Consider the following 20,476-nt stretch of genomic DNA (forward strand, 5'->3'; position numbering starts at 1 on the left):
ACAAACAGGCTTTACTATGAAATTTTTTAAACCATATAGCATTAATACGCTTACTTCGTTTATTGTTTGGTTGCTTTCTCTGAATCAACTCCGTTTTCTCCCGAAATACAGGAACGCCTTCAGTATCCTTTCGTTTTTAATTCAGCCAACGTTGTTGTTTTTGTTTCCCCAGCTTTAACCGAAACAATTGGACAACTGCTGATAAACCCCTGTGGATAAACCTTTGCAGGAATTTCATCAATAAACACCCTCACATGTGCATCGAACTTCGTCGGATTGGTGATGGTAATTGTGTTGCCGATCAGTTTTGCCTCTACATGATCAAATACTACCAATTCCTTTTTACCGGAATTGATATAAATACCTGGAATCTGCGCCACAGTAAGCATGGCGCTAACCTGCGCCCACGTGTTGCCGTGAAATATATTACCGATATTTTCTATTCCTTCCCAATCGCTGAGGTTCACTCTTTCATTGATCCAGCCTATATGCTGATCTTTAACAGGACGATCTTCACGAGCAATGTACTGCATGATGTTGTGGGCCACATCGTATATCATGCCGAGGTATATTTTATTGCCGGTTGCCCTGTACAACTTAAACAAACAATCTCCCGATAAAGTACAAATGCCGGGGCCTCCATGTTTGTTTTGTGTGTTAGCCCATACAGCGCCGGTGGTTTTGATATCCAACTGCCCAAATAACGCGGATGCAGGAAACTTATAATCGTACGTTACCATCCAGGTAGAACACAAACCGGCGGCATCTTCGGCATAACGCAGCCATTCTTTTTCTTTTGTTGTTTCATAAAGTGTAACAAAAGATTCGAGCATGGCGAATGCTGATTCCGAATCGTTGTTCTGCAAAATTTCACCGGGCCCTCCGCATGAAATACCTTTCACGGTAAAGTTTTTGTAGTAATAACGTGCGGCTTCTTCGGCCACTGTCAGCCATTGCAGTTTGTTTTCAAATTTTGCCGCCAGCGCCAATCCGGCTATGGCCATAGAGGCACTGTTGCTGCCGCCCACTTTTATTTCGCCGGTTTCAATATCAATAAACTGACCCCATTGGTGATTTTGTTGCCAGAGGTTTACAAATGATTCGGACAATTTATTGAGAGGCTCCTTCCATGCAGCCGGCATTTTCCATTCTTTATTTTTTAACTGTTGTGACAAACAATACTTATATATAAAGTACAACGCATCAGCATTTTTACGCAAGAGGTGTAAATTGTCTGGATGCGCCCCCCCAAAACAATCGCTGCACCATTGGTTATTGCCTTTACCACAACCATAAAAGAAACCGCTATTTGACTGGCTTTGAGTAATGATCTTGTGATAATTCCTGAATGACCTGTCCGCAGAAGAATCGCACCCTATTTCACTTAGAGGAAGGGTAACCATCAAACCGCCAACCCAGCCTAATTGCCATTTATGATTCCAACTGTTGCCACCTAACGTATAGATACTGTCCTGCCCACTCCAGAATTCCCCTTCCTGTTTTTCCATCAGCTCAAATGCCTTGCTGAACGGCAGTTGGTTTATATAAGTTGAATGAGCAAAGCCTTTACGGATACTCAAAAATTTATTATTTAAATCTTTGGGTGAAGACAGATTACTGAACGTATAAATTTTATACCGGAAGGTTACTTTATCGCCCTGCTTCAGGTCGACCCCCGTTTCCCCGGATGGCGATAAGTGGGTCATGCTGTAATACATCTTACGTACACAGGGTGCAGCAATGGTGAACTCCGCCTTATTGCGTTGTTCATTTTCTTTAAAAATCAGAACACTGTTGCCCAATTCAGTGGCCTGCTCTGTCAGTATCCATATCCCCGTTTTGGTTTTGGGAAAATAAATGCCTATTGCCGGTGTTGAAAGGTCGCCTGTGTTGAGGTCTATTCTGGATTCGCCTGCGTATTTATTCAACCTCGGCACATCGGTAATAGTTACGGGCGGGGTTTTGCTGTAATCTTTTTGCTTAAATAATGGAGGGTAATCATATTTCAGCACATCAAAGCGGTTACCGTTGTATGCAGCAGATGGCATGATGACATAATTATCCTTTGCCCAGTTGCTGAACAAAAAATTGATAGCCACACCCGCTTTTTCTGCATTTCCCTTTGCCAATTGAATGGTATAAATAGTTTCGTTGCCGGGAGCGGTGCTGCTTTCTTTTTTACATTCCCATACTGCATTATTCAGGGCAATAACTGAGCGGTTGCTTTTTAATGCAAACGCCTGAGGATCTTGAGACTGGCGGCCATTATAGTAAAGCGCTTCGACGGTAACGATAACACCTGATGAAAGGTTTTGTCCAAAGGTTTGTGAGCTAATAAATAAAAAAATAACAAAAACCTTAAAATCATTCATTATATTCTTTTTTAAGAGGGCTCCAAAGCTACTTTCTGGCCTACTATTATTTATACATCATTTTACCAATTACTGATGCTTTTTTACCTTTCCAACATAACGATGGGATGCAGCTATATCCTTGTATTTGTGAACCAGGTAAAACTATCGAAGCAACTGTGAATAGGAAACACATAAGATCAACCAGGCATGGCGCTCAGTATCTACAAAGCACCATTTAACCTAAAAAAAGAGGTTGCCTCTAAATAAGAGACAACCCCTTGTTTTACCAAAACAACTGCTTAAAACAAAAAGGCTATACTATTCTTTCATCATTTCTTTGATGAGGCGTTGCTGTCCATTGACCACCTGTACGTAATACATACCGGCAGTCAGGTTCTTCATAGGTAAATAAGTTGTATTGTTCATCAATGACTTTGACAAAACGAGAACGCCCATGGCATTGTATACCTGAACCATGGCGGCCTTATCAACGCGGCTTACCCGAACGATCAGTTGTTGCTGCACCGGGTTGGGGTACAGCCTTATCTGCTTGTCTTCATCCTTAACAATGGGCGCCCTGGTATTTACTTTAGCGGCTGTTAGCGCCAAAGGCATCAGGTTCGCCAGATTGCTGATGTTCTGTTCGCTCAGGGCATAGTTGTAGATCCTGAACTCATCTACTGCCCCATTCAGGTAAGGATCGGAAAACTGTGATTTACCGATGTAGTTTAGACTGGTGCTTCCCAGATCGGATGGTTTAATGGTAACACCCGTATTGGCGGCTACGTTTTGCCCATTCACATACAGCTTTACGGTATCGCCCAGCCGCCTGATGGCCAAATGCGTCCAGGTATTCAGTGCCCAGGTATAAGAATAGTTTACCTGCTGTTCAGCGCCTCCGTTCTTAATAGCGAATCGAACGGTAGATACCCCACCTGAAACGCTTGCCTGAGGTGATAAGAACATGTATTGTGCAGTGCCGGTACCAAAATCAAAAATGCGCATCCAGGTAGCCAGGGAATCCATTCTTACCCAGGTAGAAATAGTGAAATCATTCAACGGGGCAAGCAATCCGGCACCCAATGATACATAAGAAGTGGAAGTACCGTTCAGCTTTACCGAGCTGCCGCTGTTCCCTGTAGTATGGGAAGCTGTTGCGGCCAGTGCGCCATGATAACCGCCCCACGCATCACGGGCAAAAGTACCTGAGGTTTCATCGAAGGCGAGGTACAGGTGTTGGCCGGCAACCGGAGTACCTGATAATACAGCAGTTTCGGGACTGCGGCCGGCGTTATTATACGCCACAACCTTATAGTAGTAGGTAGCGCCATTGGAAGCGGTCTTATCTTCATACCGTATCGCATTTATATTGCTTGCAATAACAGTATAAGTACCGGTGGCGCTGGAAGCGCGTGAGATCTCATATTTCGCATCGTACTGAAAGTCCCAGGTCAATGCTATTTGATTATCGCCCGAAGCAGCATTGGGATTAAGCACGCTTGCCGGCGTTACCAGTGCATTTGTCGTGAGTTGCAGCACCGTTGAATTGGCGCTTTCACCGGCCGAGTTCAGTGAAGTAATCACATAATAATAGGTAGTGGACGGGCTCAAAGCGGTATCCATGTACTGCAGCTGAGTGGTCCTCGATAAAATAGTAGTGAATGGTCCGCTGGCGCTCAACGATCTTTTCAGGTTATAGGAGCGCGCATTGGAGCCTGCATTCCAGATAATAGAATCCTGCGTGGCAGATAGTACAGTACCGGTGAGGCTGGTGGGCGCTACAGGAGCTGCATCCCTGGTTATAACCAGGCTTCTGCCGTAAGCATAGGTAGTGCCATCCTTTGCATAGGCTTTTATGCGATAGGTGGCTTTGTCGAAAACACTGTCAATAAAACTGATCGTACTGCTATAGGCATAACCGGTAAACGTATTGATGCCAATAAAACCGGTATCCCTGCCATCGATCAATCTTTCCAGTACATAATTCAAACCGGTTTCGCCGTTCATGTCCTTAAACGTAAGCGTGGTTTTAAAATAGTCGTCACCATTTATGCTGTTCGTTAAAGGCGGCCCCACCAGTTTCCAGGTATGTACAAAGGCTTTGGCCGGATTGTACGCGAAATTCGACTTATCGGCTGCATAATATTTACCGGCTGGGGTAAGTGTATCGGCCAATACCAGCGAGCGCTTGTACTGAACCCAATCGTATTCTGCATACCGCTCAACAAAGGAGGTAGTATCCAACACCTGTAAAATTCCTTTGATGTCGCTCAACTGTTTCTGAAGCGCCAGTGTGGTATCGGTGGGCCAGGTTTCGGTGGTCCAGTTGGCGCCATTGTTCCATTCGGTTATCCACAGCGGACGTTTTACCCGGTCGTAAATCGCTTTTAACCGGCTATACCATTGCGAAGGCGTTTGTCCACCCCAATAGCAGTGAATGGCTACATAATCAACCCGGTAATCCAGTGAATCGGTTTTTGCCAGGAAGTTGGTGATCCAGCTGCTTTCGGGATTGGCCGGTGCAGGTGACCCTATGCGGTAGCCCGATTGCATGAAGTCGGGCCAGTAGCTCACCGCCTGATCTACTGTCAGGTTCGACTGATCGCTTTGATCAGGTTCATTAAAGCCCGACAAATGGTTGATGCCGGTTTTGCTGTTGATGCTGCTCCATGATGGCCAGCCGCCATTTTGCCTGATGGCAACATAATTATAGTTACTGCTCGAGCTTCCGGCAATATTCCAGTCGTAATACCAGGTGCAATTCAGTTTATTGGGGTCCCAGCCGGCCTTTCCTTTTTTGCTCACCCAATCCCATTTGAACACCCTGATAAAGGAAACAGTGGTATCAAGGCCTTGCGGCATAGCATTAACAATAAGATCGCTGTCGTTGGCAACGAATACACGGCTGTAGCCTGAACCATCTGCATTATTGGCCATGGTAGCCATATAGCCGCGGTGCAATTTGAACGACCTGATGCGGTTATCGAATGCGGCCAGGCTGTCGTGATAGGTATTTATTTCATAGGACGTAGTGTTTCCTGCCAGGCTGGGTTGTGTAAATACATCCAGGGCAGCCTGCGAGGTTACATTACCATTTGGAATAACCGCTGTTCCGTTCTTATAAATGGCCACCCGTACATTGGCATTATTAGCGGCTGATACACCGTTGATGGTCACTTTACTCAACCAATTGGCGGTTACTGTAGCTGGCGGCACATTGTCGAAGATCAACCAGGCATCGTTTGAGTTGAGCGCTACGGTTGAGTTGATCAACGGGGAGTAATCGCCGGTAAGATGCAGATCGGTTTTACCCGGTACAGTGAAACTGGTATTAAATGTTGGCAGGTAAGAAGCCGATGCACCGGTAACGGTTACATTCTGCATGGAGCCGGTAACAATACTTGCGGGCGCATAGGCGCCGGAATCATAAGTTACCTCAGCTATTTGCATATCTACTGCGCCCGTGGGATAGTTCTTGCCAAAAATAAAACGGGGTGTTGCGGCAAACCGCTTTACCGATAATTCAGCAATGGAATAAAGAGCAGTAGGCCCTGTAAATGTAATATAGTAAGTGGCGGATGTTGGCGCAGTAAAAATAAAGTCGTTCTTTTTAAGGGCCCTCACCGTGGTAGAGGTGGTGAGCGTTTGCGTGGCAATACGGCCGCTTGCGGCAGTGGTAGTGCCAATGCCTACTGTCATGCTTGAGCCGGGCGTACCGTTCGAGATATAGGCATACAGCATCGACAGGTCGTAGGTAACACCGGCCTCAAGCGTTACAGGGTAACTGTATACCGTGCTGCTATAGCTGCCGTCCCACCGCAGGAACAGGATGCGGCCCGTATACGTGGAGCCATTGTAGGTATGCAGGTTGCTGCCCGATGAGGCATTGATATCAAGGTAGCGCGAGGTACCTGCCGTAGTGGAATTGGCCACTGCAAACAGCGTGGTGGATGTGGGGTTCAGGATCCATCCATAATCGCTGGGTTTACCGGTGTTATTGGGCGCTATACCTGCCCAGTTGGGGACCAACGAGGTATCGCTATTGGTATTTACCACGGTATCGATCTCTGCGCCGGCGGCAATATTCCTTATTTGTGAAAGGGGCTGCGATTGAATATAAGCCCCGTTTTGATAAATATGCGCCGAATCATTTTTAACGGCAATTCGAATGGTATAGTCCTGCCCCGCCCCTGAAGCAGTCAATGCAGTGCTGCCGCTGAGCGGCGCCGTGTATTTCAAATTGGCCGCATCGAGCGAAAGGCGAAAGCCCTTTAACAGCTCATTGCGTCCTTCTATATCCATGCCGCGCCCGGTGGCGGAATTCACCCTGCCTGTCAACTCAATGGTGTACGCAGCCGGGAGCGTATGCGGTTTTACAACAGTGTCTTCCTGGGTAGCGTTGGTAAATGTTCTGGTAGTGGAAAGAAGGGTTTCACTTAAAGTACCCTTTGCAGGCAGGTTAGGCGCCTGTGCAAACAAGCATATTTTGCACAGGCACAACATAACCAGCACGAATAAAGTTTTATTCATACAGATTGTTTATCGTTAGTAAATGGTATTGTTTGACTAGTGTGTTTATTGTATTACCACCCCGGGTTCTGCACCATCAAAGGCATTTTCCGTATTTCCGCATCCGGTATGGGCAACAGGTACATTTCTGGACGAAATACGTGTTGGCGAATGGTATTTTCAACCGTATACGTAAACGTTAACCCTACACCTGTGGTCAATGAACCGGCGCTTCCCACCCGGGCCACATGCATCACCTTGTTGTAACCGGTCGCCGTGCCATTGTACAGGGTCATGGCTATCTTCCAGCGGCGGATATCATTCCAGCGATGATCTTCATAGGCCAGTTCTATTCTTCTTTCGTTCTGAATGAACGCACGCATTTCGGCCTGCGTCATGCTGGGGTTCATGCCATACATATTGTCGATACCGGGATTAATGCCTGCTCTTGCGCGCAGCTCAACCAGCTTTGGATAAGCCAACGCGGTTTGACCGGTTTCATTGATCGCTTCGGCATAGTTCAACAGTATTTCGGCATACCGCATAATGGGCCATGTTCTGTCGGGACCGGCAGCACTGCCACCATAGGAGGCGGAGCTGTCGCACATTTTACGGATGTAGTAGCCGGTATTTGTTCCTGCCACGTATTTATCATTGGTTTCACCAGTGCCGGTAAACGTCCACACAAAATCCTGCGCATTTGAATTGGTAGCATATCTACTGCCATTATAGATCAACGTATAACGGAAACGTGGGTCCCTGTTGGCGTAAGGATTAGCGGCGTCATAGCCTGAGGTAGCATCGGTAATGGATTTCCCGTTTATCATGGGAAAACATTCTGCCAGGTTGTGTGTTCCTCTTGTATAATTGGCGCCGCTGCGGGTGGGCGGGTTGTATACATACTCGAAGTCTTTATTCGAGGGGCGGTACTTTCCGAAGATGATCTCGTTATTCACGCGGCTGATGAACATTTTATAGAACCCGAACCCTGCCTGCGTGGTATTATCTACATTCAATGCATAATAACCTGAATTGATCACTGCCTGGGCCGCATCGGCAGCAGCCTGCCAGCGGCTTACACTATACGTGGGATAGCTTACCACTGCGGCAATGCCAGCATCGGTGGTATTGGCCCCGCCATTGAACAGCGGACTGGCGGCATACAACAACAACCGCGATTTCAAACCCAAGCAGGTGCCTTTGGTAACGCGTCCGTAATCGAGGTTATCATATCCTGCCGGGTAAGCAGCGCCCGGTGTTGGCAACAGAGCGGCAGCGGCATCCAGCTCATTCGATACATAAGTTACCAGGTCGGCATAATTTGCCCGGGGAAAATTCAGCTTGTCAGTGATCACGAATACTGAATCGCCTACATTGGGCACGCCGCCATAAGCGCTCATCAACTGCATGTAATACCAGGCGCGCAGGCACCGGGCCTCGCCCTGCATTCTCGACTGCATGGTTGCCGATAAAGGGGTTACAGGCAAATTCCTCAACAGCATATTGCAACGGCGGATATTGGTATAGGGTACAGACCAAAAATCGATCATCGTAGGGTTGGTAGTGCCCAGGTTGGTGGCCGATAAGGTGCCCTGGTACAACATCACCGAAGGCCGGTAAGCAGCGCTGTACGTATACTCGCCATCATCGACCGATTGCTCGGTATTCCCGTGCGTATCCCATCGTTGTTTATTGAAGGTGAAACCGATGTCGCCATAAATGCCATTCAAAAACTGAATGGTGCGAAGACTGTCTGAAAACACCTGTGTTTCATCGAGGCCGGCCGTTTTATTTTCAAGAAAGCCTTCCGATTTGGTGCAGGAGGCGAATATTACCCCAACAGCCAGTATGGTCAGTAATTTCTTCATTTCTCTTTTATAGTTATACATCTGAAATTAGTTTTGTTAAGTACACCTGGTAGTCATGTTCTTCGCTCAGAACGTAGCGCTTATTCCAAAGTTGATGATGCGCTGAGGCGGATAAGTTACCCGGTCGGTACCCGAGGTAATTTCCGGATCGAGCTGGTACAGTTTGCTCAGTTTCGTCCAGGTGAACAGGTTGTACCCGTTGCTGTAGATCCTGATATCTTTCATCCGGAGCCTTTTCAACCAGGAAGCAGGTAAGGTGTAGCCAAATTCTGCTGTTTTTAATCGGATATAATCGCCTGGCAGCAGCCAGAAGGTTGATACGTTGGCCCGGGTATCGCTGATGCCGGGAATAAATGTAAGGCGGGGGTATTTGGCATTGTCGCCCAGTTCAGGTGTCCATGCCTGTTGATGAACCGAAGTAAGGTTGGAACCGAAAGCCTGGATGGCTTCGCCGCCGCCACGCACATAAAAGTTGGCAGCGCCCTGGAAAAATACGCCTATGTTAAATCCTTTGTAACGAAGGCTTAGGTGAATGCCCGCTGTTGTATTGGGAATATTCGAGTAGCCCTGTACTTTTTGATCGTAGCCGTCTATTACGCCGTCGCCGTTGAGGTCGGCATATTTAAGGTCGCCGGGGCGTACGGTTTGCCCGGGTTTGGGACTTTTTACGATATCGGCGCTGTCTTTATAAAACCCAACAAACGAGTATACGCGCTGCATGCCAATACTGTGCCCTGTATACGACATCCAGTCGTATTTATAAGAAGGTTCGTCCTGCTCCAGGATCTTGTTTACAGCATAGGAATATGTGCCCTTCACGGCAAAGCTGAAATCTTTCCCGATATTGCCATTGTAGTTCACTTCCACTTCCCAACCCTTATTGTTCACCTTGCCCAGGTTTACCGGGGGAAGGGTTTGCCCGAAAGCAGCCGACATGGAAGAACTTCTGTCGGTAAGGATATCGTACCGGTTATTATTGAAATAATCAACTGTAGCGGAAAGCCTGTTGTTGAACAGGGCGAGCTCCAGACCAATGTCGAGTTTCTTTTCTTTCTCCCAGCTCACGTCCGAATTACCAAGCGTTCCTTCATAAATGGCGCTGCTGGTATTGGCGCTGGGATTACCGAAGTACACCGCGCCGCCCGAGGTGTTCCAGGTAGGCAGGTAATAGTAGCTATACTTGTTACCAATTTTGTCGTTGCCCACCAGTCCATACGAAGCGCGCAGTTTCAGGCGGTCAACAAAATGAACATTATCCTTGAAGAATTCTTCTTCCGAAATATTCCATCCCGCAGATGCCGCCGGGAAGAACCCGAAACGATGGTCTTTGGCAAAACGGTCGGACCCATTATATGCGCCGTTCAGTTCAAACAGGTATTTCATATGATAATCGTACCCTATTCTTCCTGTAAAGCCCCGGAAATTATTGGGAATGAAATTATAACTGGCGGTGGTGTTCCTTTTCAATACCGAATTCTGGCTCATAAGGAACAGTCCATACACATGGTGTGTGTTATCAAAGGTCCTGTCGTAATTGAGCGCCACCTGTGTAGTGAGGTTGCGAATGGTACTGCCGCCAGAAGCGCCGCGGACCAACCGGCGAACCCGGTAAATATTCGTATTGCGGGCCGCATAGGTATTGGCAACAGGATTATAAATAAAAGAGGGAAAATCGCCGCCTATCATGCTAACGGTATATTTGTTATCCGGATCTCCATAGGTGGAAGCATAAGAAAGCGTTCCTTTCAAAGAAAGGCCGCGTGTAACAAAATCGAGTTTCTGGTTAACCACACTGGCCAGGTTCATATTGTTCTCGAAAGTTCTTGTGTAACCCAGGTAGGTTAATCGGCCCACTACATTGTTCACATCATAGGCGGTGCCGCCGGTACCGGGACTTTTTTGCCACTGGCTGTAGCCAAACGACCCATCGGGGTTATATACCGGATAGGCAAAGGGCGCCAGGGTTAAAAAGCTGCTGTAATCATAGAACAGGTCGTTATAACCGTTGGGGCTGTTTACCTGCGGCTGGTTGATCTGGCTGATATTACCGGAAAGATCTAACCGCAGATCGGTGGTGCCTGTTGCTTTGATATCGAGGTTTGAGCGATAGTTGTAACGCTGGCTATAGTAATTGTTATTGATGCCTACCTTGCTGCTGAAATCCTTTACCATACCATCCTGGTAAAGATACCCGGTGGAAATAAAGTATTTCACTTTTTCGGTTCCGCCCGAGATATCGAAATTACCGCGGTATTGCCTGCTGAATTTTTTGAACAATACTTCTCTCCAGTTCACATCAGGGTGTCCGTAAGGATCGGTATGGTCTCTGTAAGCGGCCAGGTCGGCATCGGAGAAATAAGCGTTGCCGCCATCATTTAAACTGGCCTGGTTATACAGCTTGGCCGATTCATACGCATTGAGGTAATGCGGAATAATATCGGGTTGTTGCAGACTGGTTTCACCGCGAAAAGCAATTTGCGGCGTGCTGATCTTACCCCTGCGGGTAGCTACCAGCACTACCCCATTGGCGCCGCGTACACCGTAAACGGCCGTTGTAGAGGCATCTTTTAAAATAGAGATCGATTCAATTTCATTGGGATCGAGCCGGGCGAATTGCTCGTAGGAAAATTCAATATCATCTACAACGATCAGCGGCGAATTACTGCCGGTGTTATAGGAACTCACTCCACGAATATAAAAATCTGCGCCATCGGCGCCTGGTTTTCCCGAAGTTTGCTGGGAAAAGAAACCGGGCAGCCTTCCGGCCAATGTGTTCTGAACGCTTGCTGTAGGGTTATCACGCAGTTCCTTACCCGCAACAACGCTTACCGCCCCGGTCAGCGTTGCTTTTCTCTGCCGGCCGTAACCAACCACAATAACATCCGACAAACCACCGCCTTTGAATTTCATGGTCACCGGCATTTCACTGCCCCCCACTTTCACATCCTGTGTTTCGTAGTCGACCATCGAGATCGTCAACGTATTGGAATTGCCTCTTAAGGTTATTTTAAAACGCCCCGAGGCATTGGTAGAGGTAGCATTGCCCACTATGCCTTTTTCAATAACGTTGGCGCCTATAATGCCGGCACCGCTTGAATCTGTGACAATACCGGTTACCTGCCGCTGTGCATAGGAAGTAAATCCCAACAGCAATACCGGAATAATAATGTATATAATGCGTTTCATCATTTTAGCTTTTTGAAGAAGTTTATTAAATCCATATTGCCCTGCTTACCACCCTTCGTTCTGCACCAGTTTGGGATTTTTCGATATTTCGTCATAAGGAATAGGCATATGGTATAACCTGTTCTGGAAAGCCGGAGTTGTTACAGTGACTACCTGGTAGGTAAGCGGCGTTCCATTGGTGATCTTCATACCGGTAATGGGTGTACTCATAACCTGAGCGGCAATTTTCCACCGGCGCAGGTCCCAAAAACGATGTTCTTCAAAAGCCAGTTCAATGCGGCGTTCATTTCTTATGAGATCACGCATTTCTGTTTGTGTTATACCAACCCTGATGCCATACCGGTTACTGCTGCCTGCAGTGATACCGGCGCGCGCCCTTAGTTTTATGATCTCGGCCACTGCATTTTCCACCTGTCCCAGTTCATTCAATGCTTCGGCATTGGTGAGCAAAATTTCTGCAAACCTGAAAATGGGAAAATTGTGGCTCTGGTTCGAGAAAGCAGTGCTTGTAGTGAAGTTGCCGAGGAATTTTCGCAGGTAATAACCTGTTCTTGTTTGCACCTGGGCTGTTGCCGGATTATCGGGTTTATCTACGCCGCCCTGGTAAGTTTGCACTGCGCGGTTCAACCAGGTCAATCCGTTATAAAAAACAGTGGCGCCGAGGCGCGGGTCTCTTCCCGTGTAAGGAGCAGCTGCGTTATAGCCCGAAGAGGCATCGGTAATAGCCAATCCGTTATTCATGGGAAATGCATCTACCAGGTTTTGTGTTGGACTGGTAAGCCCATAGCATTGCACATTTGAAACAACATAGCCAACAGGTGTTTGATAGGTTTCAAGCAGCGAGTTATTGGCGTTCTGTTTTGCAAAAATGAGCTCGGTATTCTTTTTATTGATGAACACATTGATAAAACCTGCGGGCGCCGTTCCGCTGGTCACCAGGGTATAATATCCCAATGCTTTAAATTCTGTTACCGCATCTGCCACTTTTTGCCAGCGGGTGGCGTCGGCAACGGGATAACCGGTCAGCGCTTTTTTCGTTGCATCACTTTCAACACCGCCGCCGTTAAACAACGGGCTTGCAGCATACAGCAATACGCGGCATTTCAGGGCAACGGCTGCGCCTTTTGAAGCATGCCCCCACTCCGCATCGGCGGCAGGATCGGCACGTAAACTGTCTTTGATAGCCGTGCACTCGTTGACGATATAGTCAACAGTTTGGGCATAGGTGGCACGCGGAATTTCGATATTGTCGTTCAATCCCAAAACCGTATCACCCAGCAGGGGTACGCCACCATATCTTTTCAGTAATTCCCAATAGAAATAAGCTCTTAAAAACCTTGCTTCGGCTTTCCAGTATTGCATATTGGTAGCTGAAATGGGCGTTCTCACAACATATTTCAGAAAAATATTGGCCCCGCGAATGCCATACCAGGCGTTCTTCCAGTAAGGATCGGGGTTATTGGTAAGGCTTACGGTGCCCTTTGAATAATTCTCTACCGTTGCGTTCAACCGGGAAGGCAGCGCATCATCGGTACCGGCATCCAGGTAGTCACCGTCGACCCAGTTATAACCGGCGGGCAGGTAGGTATAGATGTTATTCAGGTCATAGGCCGTTACCGTACCATTTTTATCGAGCGAGTCGAATGTAAGATCGGAAGTAAACCAGTCTTTGGGCTCGGTTTCATATTTCCGGCAGGAGCCCGTCATAACCATTAGTCCCGACACGAATATGGAAAGAAATAAAATTGAATTTTTCATAAACAGCTCCCTTAAAATTTAATGTTGAGGCCAAAGTTTACCAATCGTTGAACAGGATAACCGCCGGAAAAAGATTCAGGGTCCCTGTCTTTGAAATCGGCCCTGGCCCAGGTCAATAAATTATAGCCATTGGCAAACACGCGTACGGTTTGCAAGCGTATTTTACGGATCAGCGATCCGGGCAGCGAATACCCGATCTCTGCATTTTTCAGTCGCACGAAATTGTCGTTCCGCATCCAGTACGAAGAGATAGCCTGGTTATTGATGTTAGTACCATAGCTTAACCGGGGGTACGTGGCGCCGGCTGCATTGGCAGGCGTCCACCGGCCCAGGTTCTCACTCCATGCCTGGCCTAAACCATTACTGGGGAAGGCCCAGTAATAGCTGCCGGCCATATAAGCCTGAATGTTCCTTACACCTTGCAACACCGCGCTGATGTCGAAACCTTTCCAGCTTACGCCGAAGGAGATGCCATAAAATAAAAGTGGTTTGGACGTGCCTATGGCAGTTTGATCGTTCTGATCAATAACCCCATCGGCATTCATGTCTTTGTATTTGATATCGCCCAATTGTGGTTTATAGCCAACCGTGGTGGCATGGGTGTTAAGCTCGTCGGCAGATTGATACAAGCCTTCGGCGAGGTAGCCGAAAGACTGCCCAACATGCCGCCCGGTTCTTTTCATCCAGTCGTAAGGCCGGTCTACTTCATCGGCGTACAGTACTTTCGATTGAATAGTTGAAATATTGGCAGCAATGTAGTATTGCCATTTCTTATCGGTGTGTTGCCAGGTTAGCTGGCCCTCCCAACCGGAATACAGGTTCTTCCCAATGTTTTCATCAGGATAATCGTTACCCAGCATCGTACTGTTCTGACCACGCTGCATAACAATGTCGTAATTTTTGTTGCGGTAATATTCTACTTTAAAGGCCAGTTGTTTTTTGAGCACGTCGCCGCTGAGGCCAATATTCAATTTGCTGGCTTTTTCAAAAGTTATGTTGGGATTGGCAAGGGTGCCTTCGGTGATGGTGGTAACGCCGCCGGCGCTTGTACCAAAGTAATAACCGGGCCCATCATAAAAACGGGGATAGTATACAAAGTAACCCGGCTTATCCCATCCTGTTTTGCCATAAGAGCCATAGAGTTTCAAAGACGACACGAATGGAACATTGGCCATAAAGGCTTCCTGGTCTATATTCCAGCCCAACCCAATGGCCGGAAAAAAGCCCCGTTTGGTACTGCCATTGGTGGGATACCTGTTAGAACCGTTGTAGCCCCAGCTGCCTTCCACCATATAACGGCCTTTATAATTATAGGCCACACGCCCCGACATACCTGTGATAGTATAAGGCAGATCGTATCCATTGGAAGTATTATAGCGGTTAACCAGTACAATGGCATTGATACCATTATCATTAAAAGTTTTATCGTAGCCAAGGCTGAATTCTTCATAATCGACCCTGCCCATGTAATCGATGCCATTTGAATTTCCCTGCGTACCATTGGTTCCGAATTGCGAATAAGACGAACCATTCTTCTGGAACACAGCAAACGATTTGGAACGGATGATGGATTCAGAAAGGCTTCCGTAATAAGCTACTTTGGCTTTTGTCCACAAGCCGGGTAATAATTCATCGAGCGTACGTTTCAGGTAAACATTCACCAGCACATCTCTTTTGTACGTTTGGCGATAACCCGTGGCTACCGTTTGCGCCCAGATGTTGTTCTGGTAGATCTGGCTGCCACCCAACGAACCGTTCTGATTTAAAATGGGATAGGCATTGGCAGGCGTAAGCAGTAAACTGGAAAGAATGGCACTGGTGGTGGCGCCGGGTTCGTTTGCATTTTGAATGCGGCCCAGTAAATAAATGCCACCGGTGAGTTTGCGGGTAATATTTACATCGACATTCGAGCGAATGACATAGCTCCTGAAATTATTATTGGTGTTATAAGAGTTGCTGTCGACCGTTTTAAAAAATCCCGACTGGTTTACATGTTCTACCGAAACAAAATACCTGGCAAATTTGCTTCCGCCCCTTGTGCTCAAGGTGTAGCGATTGAGCATGGAGCTGTTCTTGGTGATCTCTTTCCAGTAATTTACATCGGGATAACTGTAAGGATCGGTATGGTTTTGATAAGCATCGAGGGCCGTTTGGGAATAATATAACCCCGAGTTGGCGCTGTCGATGCCATCGTTACGAAGCGCCTCATTGTGCAGGCGTGCATAATCGTAAGCATTCAGGGCCTTCGGATAACCGAGCGGCTGCTGAGTGGCAGTTTGTACGGTCAATGAAACCTGCTGTTTTCCTTCAATGCCTTTTTTGGTAGTTACCAGAATGGCGCCGGCCGAACCGCTTACGCCCAGCATGGCCAGGGCGCTGGCATCTTTCAAAACGGTCACCGATTCAATTTCTTCGAGGTCATATTGCGTAAGCCCGGTAACTACACCATCTACAATGATCACGGGCGACTGGCCTCTTAAATTAAAAGAAGCCCCATCGGCGCCGGGCTGGCCCGACAATTGAAACAAATTCAACCCCGCCATTCTGCCGGCAAGCGCATTGCCAAAAGTTGTTACCGGCGATTTCATAAGGTCATTATTATATACAGCATCTGCTGAAGAAACATTCAACCGTTGAGGCACAGTGGAATATAACAACTGAACAGGCTGCGGGCTTTTCAGTGGTACCAGCATATATTCATAATCCAGGGCAATGGAAAAGGAGTTATTTTCCCCCAATACATATTCTTTATCCTTAAAACCGGCTTTGGAAATAATAATGGTGGCGCCGGCATTTGCCTCGATGGTAAAAACACCGTTTTGGTCGGTTTTTGCGGATATGTCGGTACCAGCCACTTTAACCAATGCCCCTGCTACGGGTGAATTGGTATTATCGAATACGGTGCCGGTATACTTTTGCGCAAGGCAACCGGCATAGCATGGATCGGTTGTTGTTTTCAGGGGTACTGCTTTTGACGAATACGTCAACAACAACGTACCCCAAAAAAGAACAAAACGAATAAGGGTCAATTTCATAAGCAACTATTATTGGTTAAAGAATAAACAGGATGCAGGATGGTCGAAATGATTGGTTGCTTTTTACCTGGAAGTGAGTGAATGAAATTTTCCGGAGGCCGTACAAAGCAGCTTTCGATCATATGGCAACTGTTTTGGTTAGTTAGTGGGAATCAATCTCCTACGTAAATAAATTTCTAAAACATTTCGACTATTGCTAAGGGGATAATTCGTAAAAATGGGGGGTGGATTTCTTACATCGATGAAAAAACCGGAGTAAAACCCAAGTAATTGGAGAATGAGACCGAAGTTCAACTAGGTGATCACTTTATGTAACACATATATGCAAAGCACCCGTCTTTTATTTGAACTATTTGGGGCCAGATTAGAAAATCGTTTTTTTATAAAAGGGCTGGCCGCCGGTCGTTCGGCCCGAACATCCCGGCATGTGAACAGCGCATTGCGGGGCAGGCTTATTTTTATAACTTTATCTGATACTTTCGAAAATGCCGTTAAAAAAAGTGTATGGCCTGGTACCAATATTTTCTGTTGATAGCGCTTATTATTACCCTACGTTATTTTATAATTGCAGGTATTCTTTTTTTAATTTATTATAAATGGCTACGCAAACGCATTTCATACCGTAAAATACAGTTGCGGTTTCCTAAAAATGCCGATTACCGGCGCGAAATTGTATACTCGATCATTACCGTTGTCATATTTTCCCTGGTAACTGTATTATTCCTGTTCACGCCGTTGCGAAATAGTACGCAGTTATATTCACAGGACGCTAAATACGGGATTGTTTGGTACATAGCGTCATTTCCGCTGATGTTTATAGTGCATGACGCTTATTTTTACTGGACGCACCGGCTGATGCATCATCCGGCTATCTTTCGAATCTTTCACCTGATGCATCACCGCTCAACCAATCCTTCGCCCTGGGCGGCATTGGCTTTTCATCCCCTGGAAGCGGTTGTTGAAGCCGGTATTTTTCCTGTTCTGCTTATGGTAATGCCGCTTACGACCGGACATTTTACGGTATTCTTTATTATAATGCTGGTATATAATGTATACGGCCATTTGGGATGGGAAATATACCCCAGATCGTTTAGCCGTCACTGGCTGGGCCGCTGGATCAATACGTCGGTTAACCATAATCAGCACCACCAGTTTTTTAAAGGCAATTACGGGTTGTATTTTCTTTGGTGGGACCGCTGGATGGGCACCATTCGTGATGATTATGAGACAGGGTTTGAAGCGGTGCATGAGCGTGGACCCCATCAAGCTGCTGAACAAAGGTCAGCGTGATAACCATACTGTCGGCACAGGAAAACACGATGAAGAATGCCGCTGGCTTTTCTGGAAAAATGAAGCCGGGCCCCTGAAGTGGTAGATTGAGCAACGGCTCATTAATTTCGGCAGGTGCATTTTTTTAAAGCCCGGAAATAATTACAACTTTTCAGCCGTAACGCTTGGACACCCAAAAGAACGACAATAAGAATAAGTATGTCATCAAAACAAAATAGAATAGCATGACGGATTTTTGGGAGAAGAACTTTCGGGAAAAACAGGAAATGTGGGGATCAATGCCCGCAAATTCTGCAATAGCAACAGCAGAAATATTTTACAACAATGGATTTAATAAAATTCTTATTCCAGGTATCGGTTATGGACGGAATGCGCAGCCGTTTATCAATAAGGGAATGGAAGTAACAGGCATCGAAATTTCAAATACCGCCATGGAACTTGCTGAAAAACGTTACGGAAAAACGTTGAAAATTCATCATGGATCAGTAACCGATATGCCTTTTGACAGTAATCTTTATGATGGTATTTTCTGCCATGCTTTAATTCATCTATTAGATGAGAAGGAAAGAACACAACTAATTGCCGACTGCTACAATCAACTTACGGAAAATGGCATAATGGTTTTCACTACCATTACTAAACATGCACACACGTACGGACAGGGAACATTACTCAGCAAAGACAGGTATGAACAGTTCGGCGGAGTGAAAATGTTTTTCTATGATGAAAATTCAATTCAGGAAGAATTTACCTCCTATGGTCTATGTCAGGTTGATGAGATAGTAGAAAATTACCCATTTTATTTGATTCAATGCAGGAAAAAGCATATGATACCAATCATCGGTTAGCCAGGCTGGATGGAAGTATATTTCCCGGCTTTCGCAAACCTGATCGTTGTAAGCACTTAACTGATTTAAAAAACAAATAAAGCCTTATGTTAAAGACAGGGAATTGGAGTGGGTATTATAGTTTCTTAGACCCCGAGATTAACAAAATAAGAGGGTTATAACCCTAATTCAGCCAGGCAAAAGCCCCATGTAGTTTTCGTTCTACTTCGTTTTTATCCATTCATAACGCCCGTTTTGATTAACATAGAATTTCGTAACCTTTCCTTCTTCAACTACAAATTCGCCACTGGCGCCCAGCAGGTTTTTAAATTGAAAATTAGTTTCCGATAGAAAAAGTAAAGGCATTTTTTGTGTAGGCGAAACGACGGCGATAAGCCGGTCATTGACTCTTTGTATGGTGATCGTTCTGTTGGGGTCTATAGACAGTTTATAAGCCCCTACATATTTGTCAAGAATTTCTGGATCTACTTTTACATCGCATTGCAATGGCTTTCCAAGTGTAATAACCGAAATACTGGCCGACAATTCATCTATATTAACAGCCCCGCTGTTACACAATATGGCAATAAACAGGTCTTCGGCAGGATAATATATTTCATTGGTCTTAAACCCGGGCATTCCGCCCTCATGTTCTATAGATTTAATACCGTTGCTTGTTTTTACAAACCACCCATATCCATAGCCCGTTGTGGTGCCATCGGCCAGTTGAAAAGGTATAAATGCTTTTTGTAAAGTTTCTTTTTTCAGCACCTGGTAAGAATAAAGGCCATTGTGCCATTTAAGCAAATCGCCTGCATTAGAAATCAACCCTCCTGCGGCATATTCAATGGTCGGGCTCCAATAGTCGGCCATTTTAAAATCCGCGCCATCTTTCCGATAGCCATCCACCCGCCCCGGAATAATATTTCCATCGCTGTCAAAACAGGTATGGGTTAACCCCAGGGGTCTCAGAAGATTGTCCATTATATATTGTTGATACTGCTTCCCCGTTACTTTTTCAATGATATACCCCAACAGAAAATAACCTGAATTGCTGTAGGAAAACCTGGCGCCAGGTGTAAAGTTCAGGGGATAATTTTTAAAGCTGTCGATCAACTGTTGGGGCGTAAAATCCCATCTCTCCATATTCTGGCCTGAATAATCAAGCTGCAGGTAGTCTTTAATACCTGAAGTATGGGTAAGTAAATGTTCAATAGTGATCGTGTGCCCTTTTGAAGGAAAGCCGGGAATAAATTTTTGCAAACTGTCGTGCAGTGAAATTTTACCCTGTTCCTGTAATTGCAAAATAGCCACGGCTGTAAATTGCTTGGTGATAGACGCAAGATTAAAGACCATGCCAGTGCTAAGCGGAACATTTAATTCGAGGTTGGCGCGACCGAATGCTTTTTCATAAATGATCTGCCCATGCCTGGCCACGAGCACTTCGCAACCGGGTTGCGATGGTATGAAATATCCGGCCAGCAGGCTGTCGAGTTTTTTCTCCATTTCACTGGCTTGTCCATGAGAAGCAATAACAGTAATTAAAAGACCGGCAATCAGTAAAAAACGCTTGTACAATACACGCATTAGCAAAAAAAACAATACCAGGCATATTTGTTTCATGGCCGTGAGTTTGATGCAAACTCCGG

At 46.2% G+C, this 20,476-nt stretch carries 9 protein-coding genes; 2 read left to right on the plus strand and 7 right to left on the minus strand.

The window, feature by feature from the left end; translation table 11 throughout:
- Window positions 1-119: 119 nt before the first annotated feature.
- The 6 genes from A3860_RS05245 to A3860_RS05270 all read right to left on the minus strand — a co-directional run bounded on the left by A3860_RS05245 (window position 120) and on the right by A3860_RS05270 (window position 16,710).
- Window positions 120-2,372 carry a hypothetical protein gene (locus A3860_RS05245; protein ID WP_081145493.1) on the minus strand — a complete coding sequence of 751 codons (2,253 nt, stop codon included), beginning with the start codon at window positions 2,370-2,372 and terminating at the stop codon, window positions 120-122.
- A 300-nt stretch (window positions 2,373-2,672) separates the two neighbouring features.
- Window positions 2,673-6,884, minus strand: coding sequence for a LamG-like jellyroll fold domain-containing protein (locus tag A3860_RS05250; RefSeq protein ID WP_081145494.1), 4,212 nt, complete (start codon window positions 6,882-6,884; stop codon window positions 2,673-2,675).
- Between the two features lie 53 nt (window positions 6,885-6,937).
- On the minus strand, window positions 6,938-8,731 hold the full coding sequence (locus A3860_RS05255) for a RagB/SusD family nutrient uptake outer membrane protein (RefSeq protein WP_216823382.1): 1,794 nt from the start codon (window positions 8,729-8,731) through the stop codon (window positions 6,938-6,940).
- 66 nt (window positions 8,732-8,797) lie between these two features.
- A complete protein-coding gene (locus A3860_RS05260; RefSeq protein ID WP_143773951.1) occupies window positions 8,798-11,920 on the minus strand; it encodes a SusC/RagA family TonB-linked outer membrane protein in 3,123 nt (1,040 codons plus the stop codon).
- Between the two features lie 42 nt (window positions 11,921-11,962).
- Complete coding sequence (locus A3860_RS05265; protein WP_081145497.1) at window positions 11,963-13,675, minus strand: RagB/SusD family nutrient uptake outer membrane protein; 1,713 nt, start codon at window positions 13,673-13,675, stop codon at window positions 11,963-11,965.
- A gap of 11 nt (window positions 13,676-13,686) precedes the next feature.
- Window positions 13,687-16,710 (minus strand): SusC/RagA family TonB-linked outer membrane protein, encoded by a 3,024-nt coding sequence (locus A3860_RS05270; protein WP_081145498.1) that lies wholly within the window; start codon window positions 16,708-16,710, stop codon window positions 13,687-13,689.
- A gap of 504 nt (window positions 16,711-17,214) precedes the next feature.
- Between A3860_RS05270 and A3860_RS05280 the strand changes: the two genes are divergently transcribed.
- Both A3860_RS05280 and A3860_RS05285 read left to right on the plus strand, forming a co-directional pair.
- Entirely contained in the window at window positions 17,215-18,000 is a 786-nt protein-coding gene (locus A3860_RS05280; protein WP_081145500.1) for a sterol desaturase family protein, read from the plus strand.
- Between the two features lie 224 nt (window positions 18,001-18,224).
- A complete protein-coding gene (locus A3860_RS05285) occupies window positions 18,225-18,848 on the plus strand; it encodes a class I SAM-dependent methyltransferase (protein ID WP_081145501.1) in 624 nt (207 codons plus the stop codon).
- 201 nt (window positions 18,849-19,049) lie between these two features.
- On the opposite strand, the gene A3860_RS05290 is transcribed toward A3860_RS05285, so the two are convergent.
- Complete coding sequence (locus A3860_RS05290) at window positions 19,050-20,450, minus strand: serine hydrolase domain-containing protein (RefSeq protein ID WP_081145502.1); 1,401 nt, start codon at window positions 20,448-20,450, stop codon at window positions 19,050-19,052.
- Between the last annotated feature and the right edge of the window lie 26 nt (window positions 20,451-20,476).

It is taken from the genome of Niastella vici (genome assembly GCF_002077945.1).
GTDB lineage: Bacteria > Bacteroidota > Bacteroidia > Chitinophagales > Chitinophagaceae > Niastella > Niastella vici.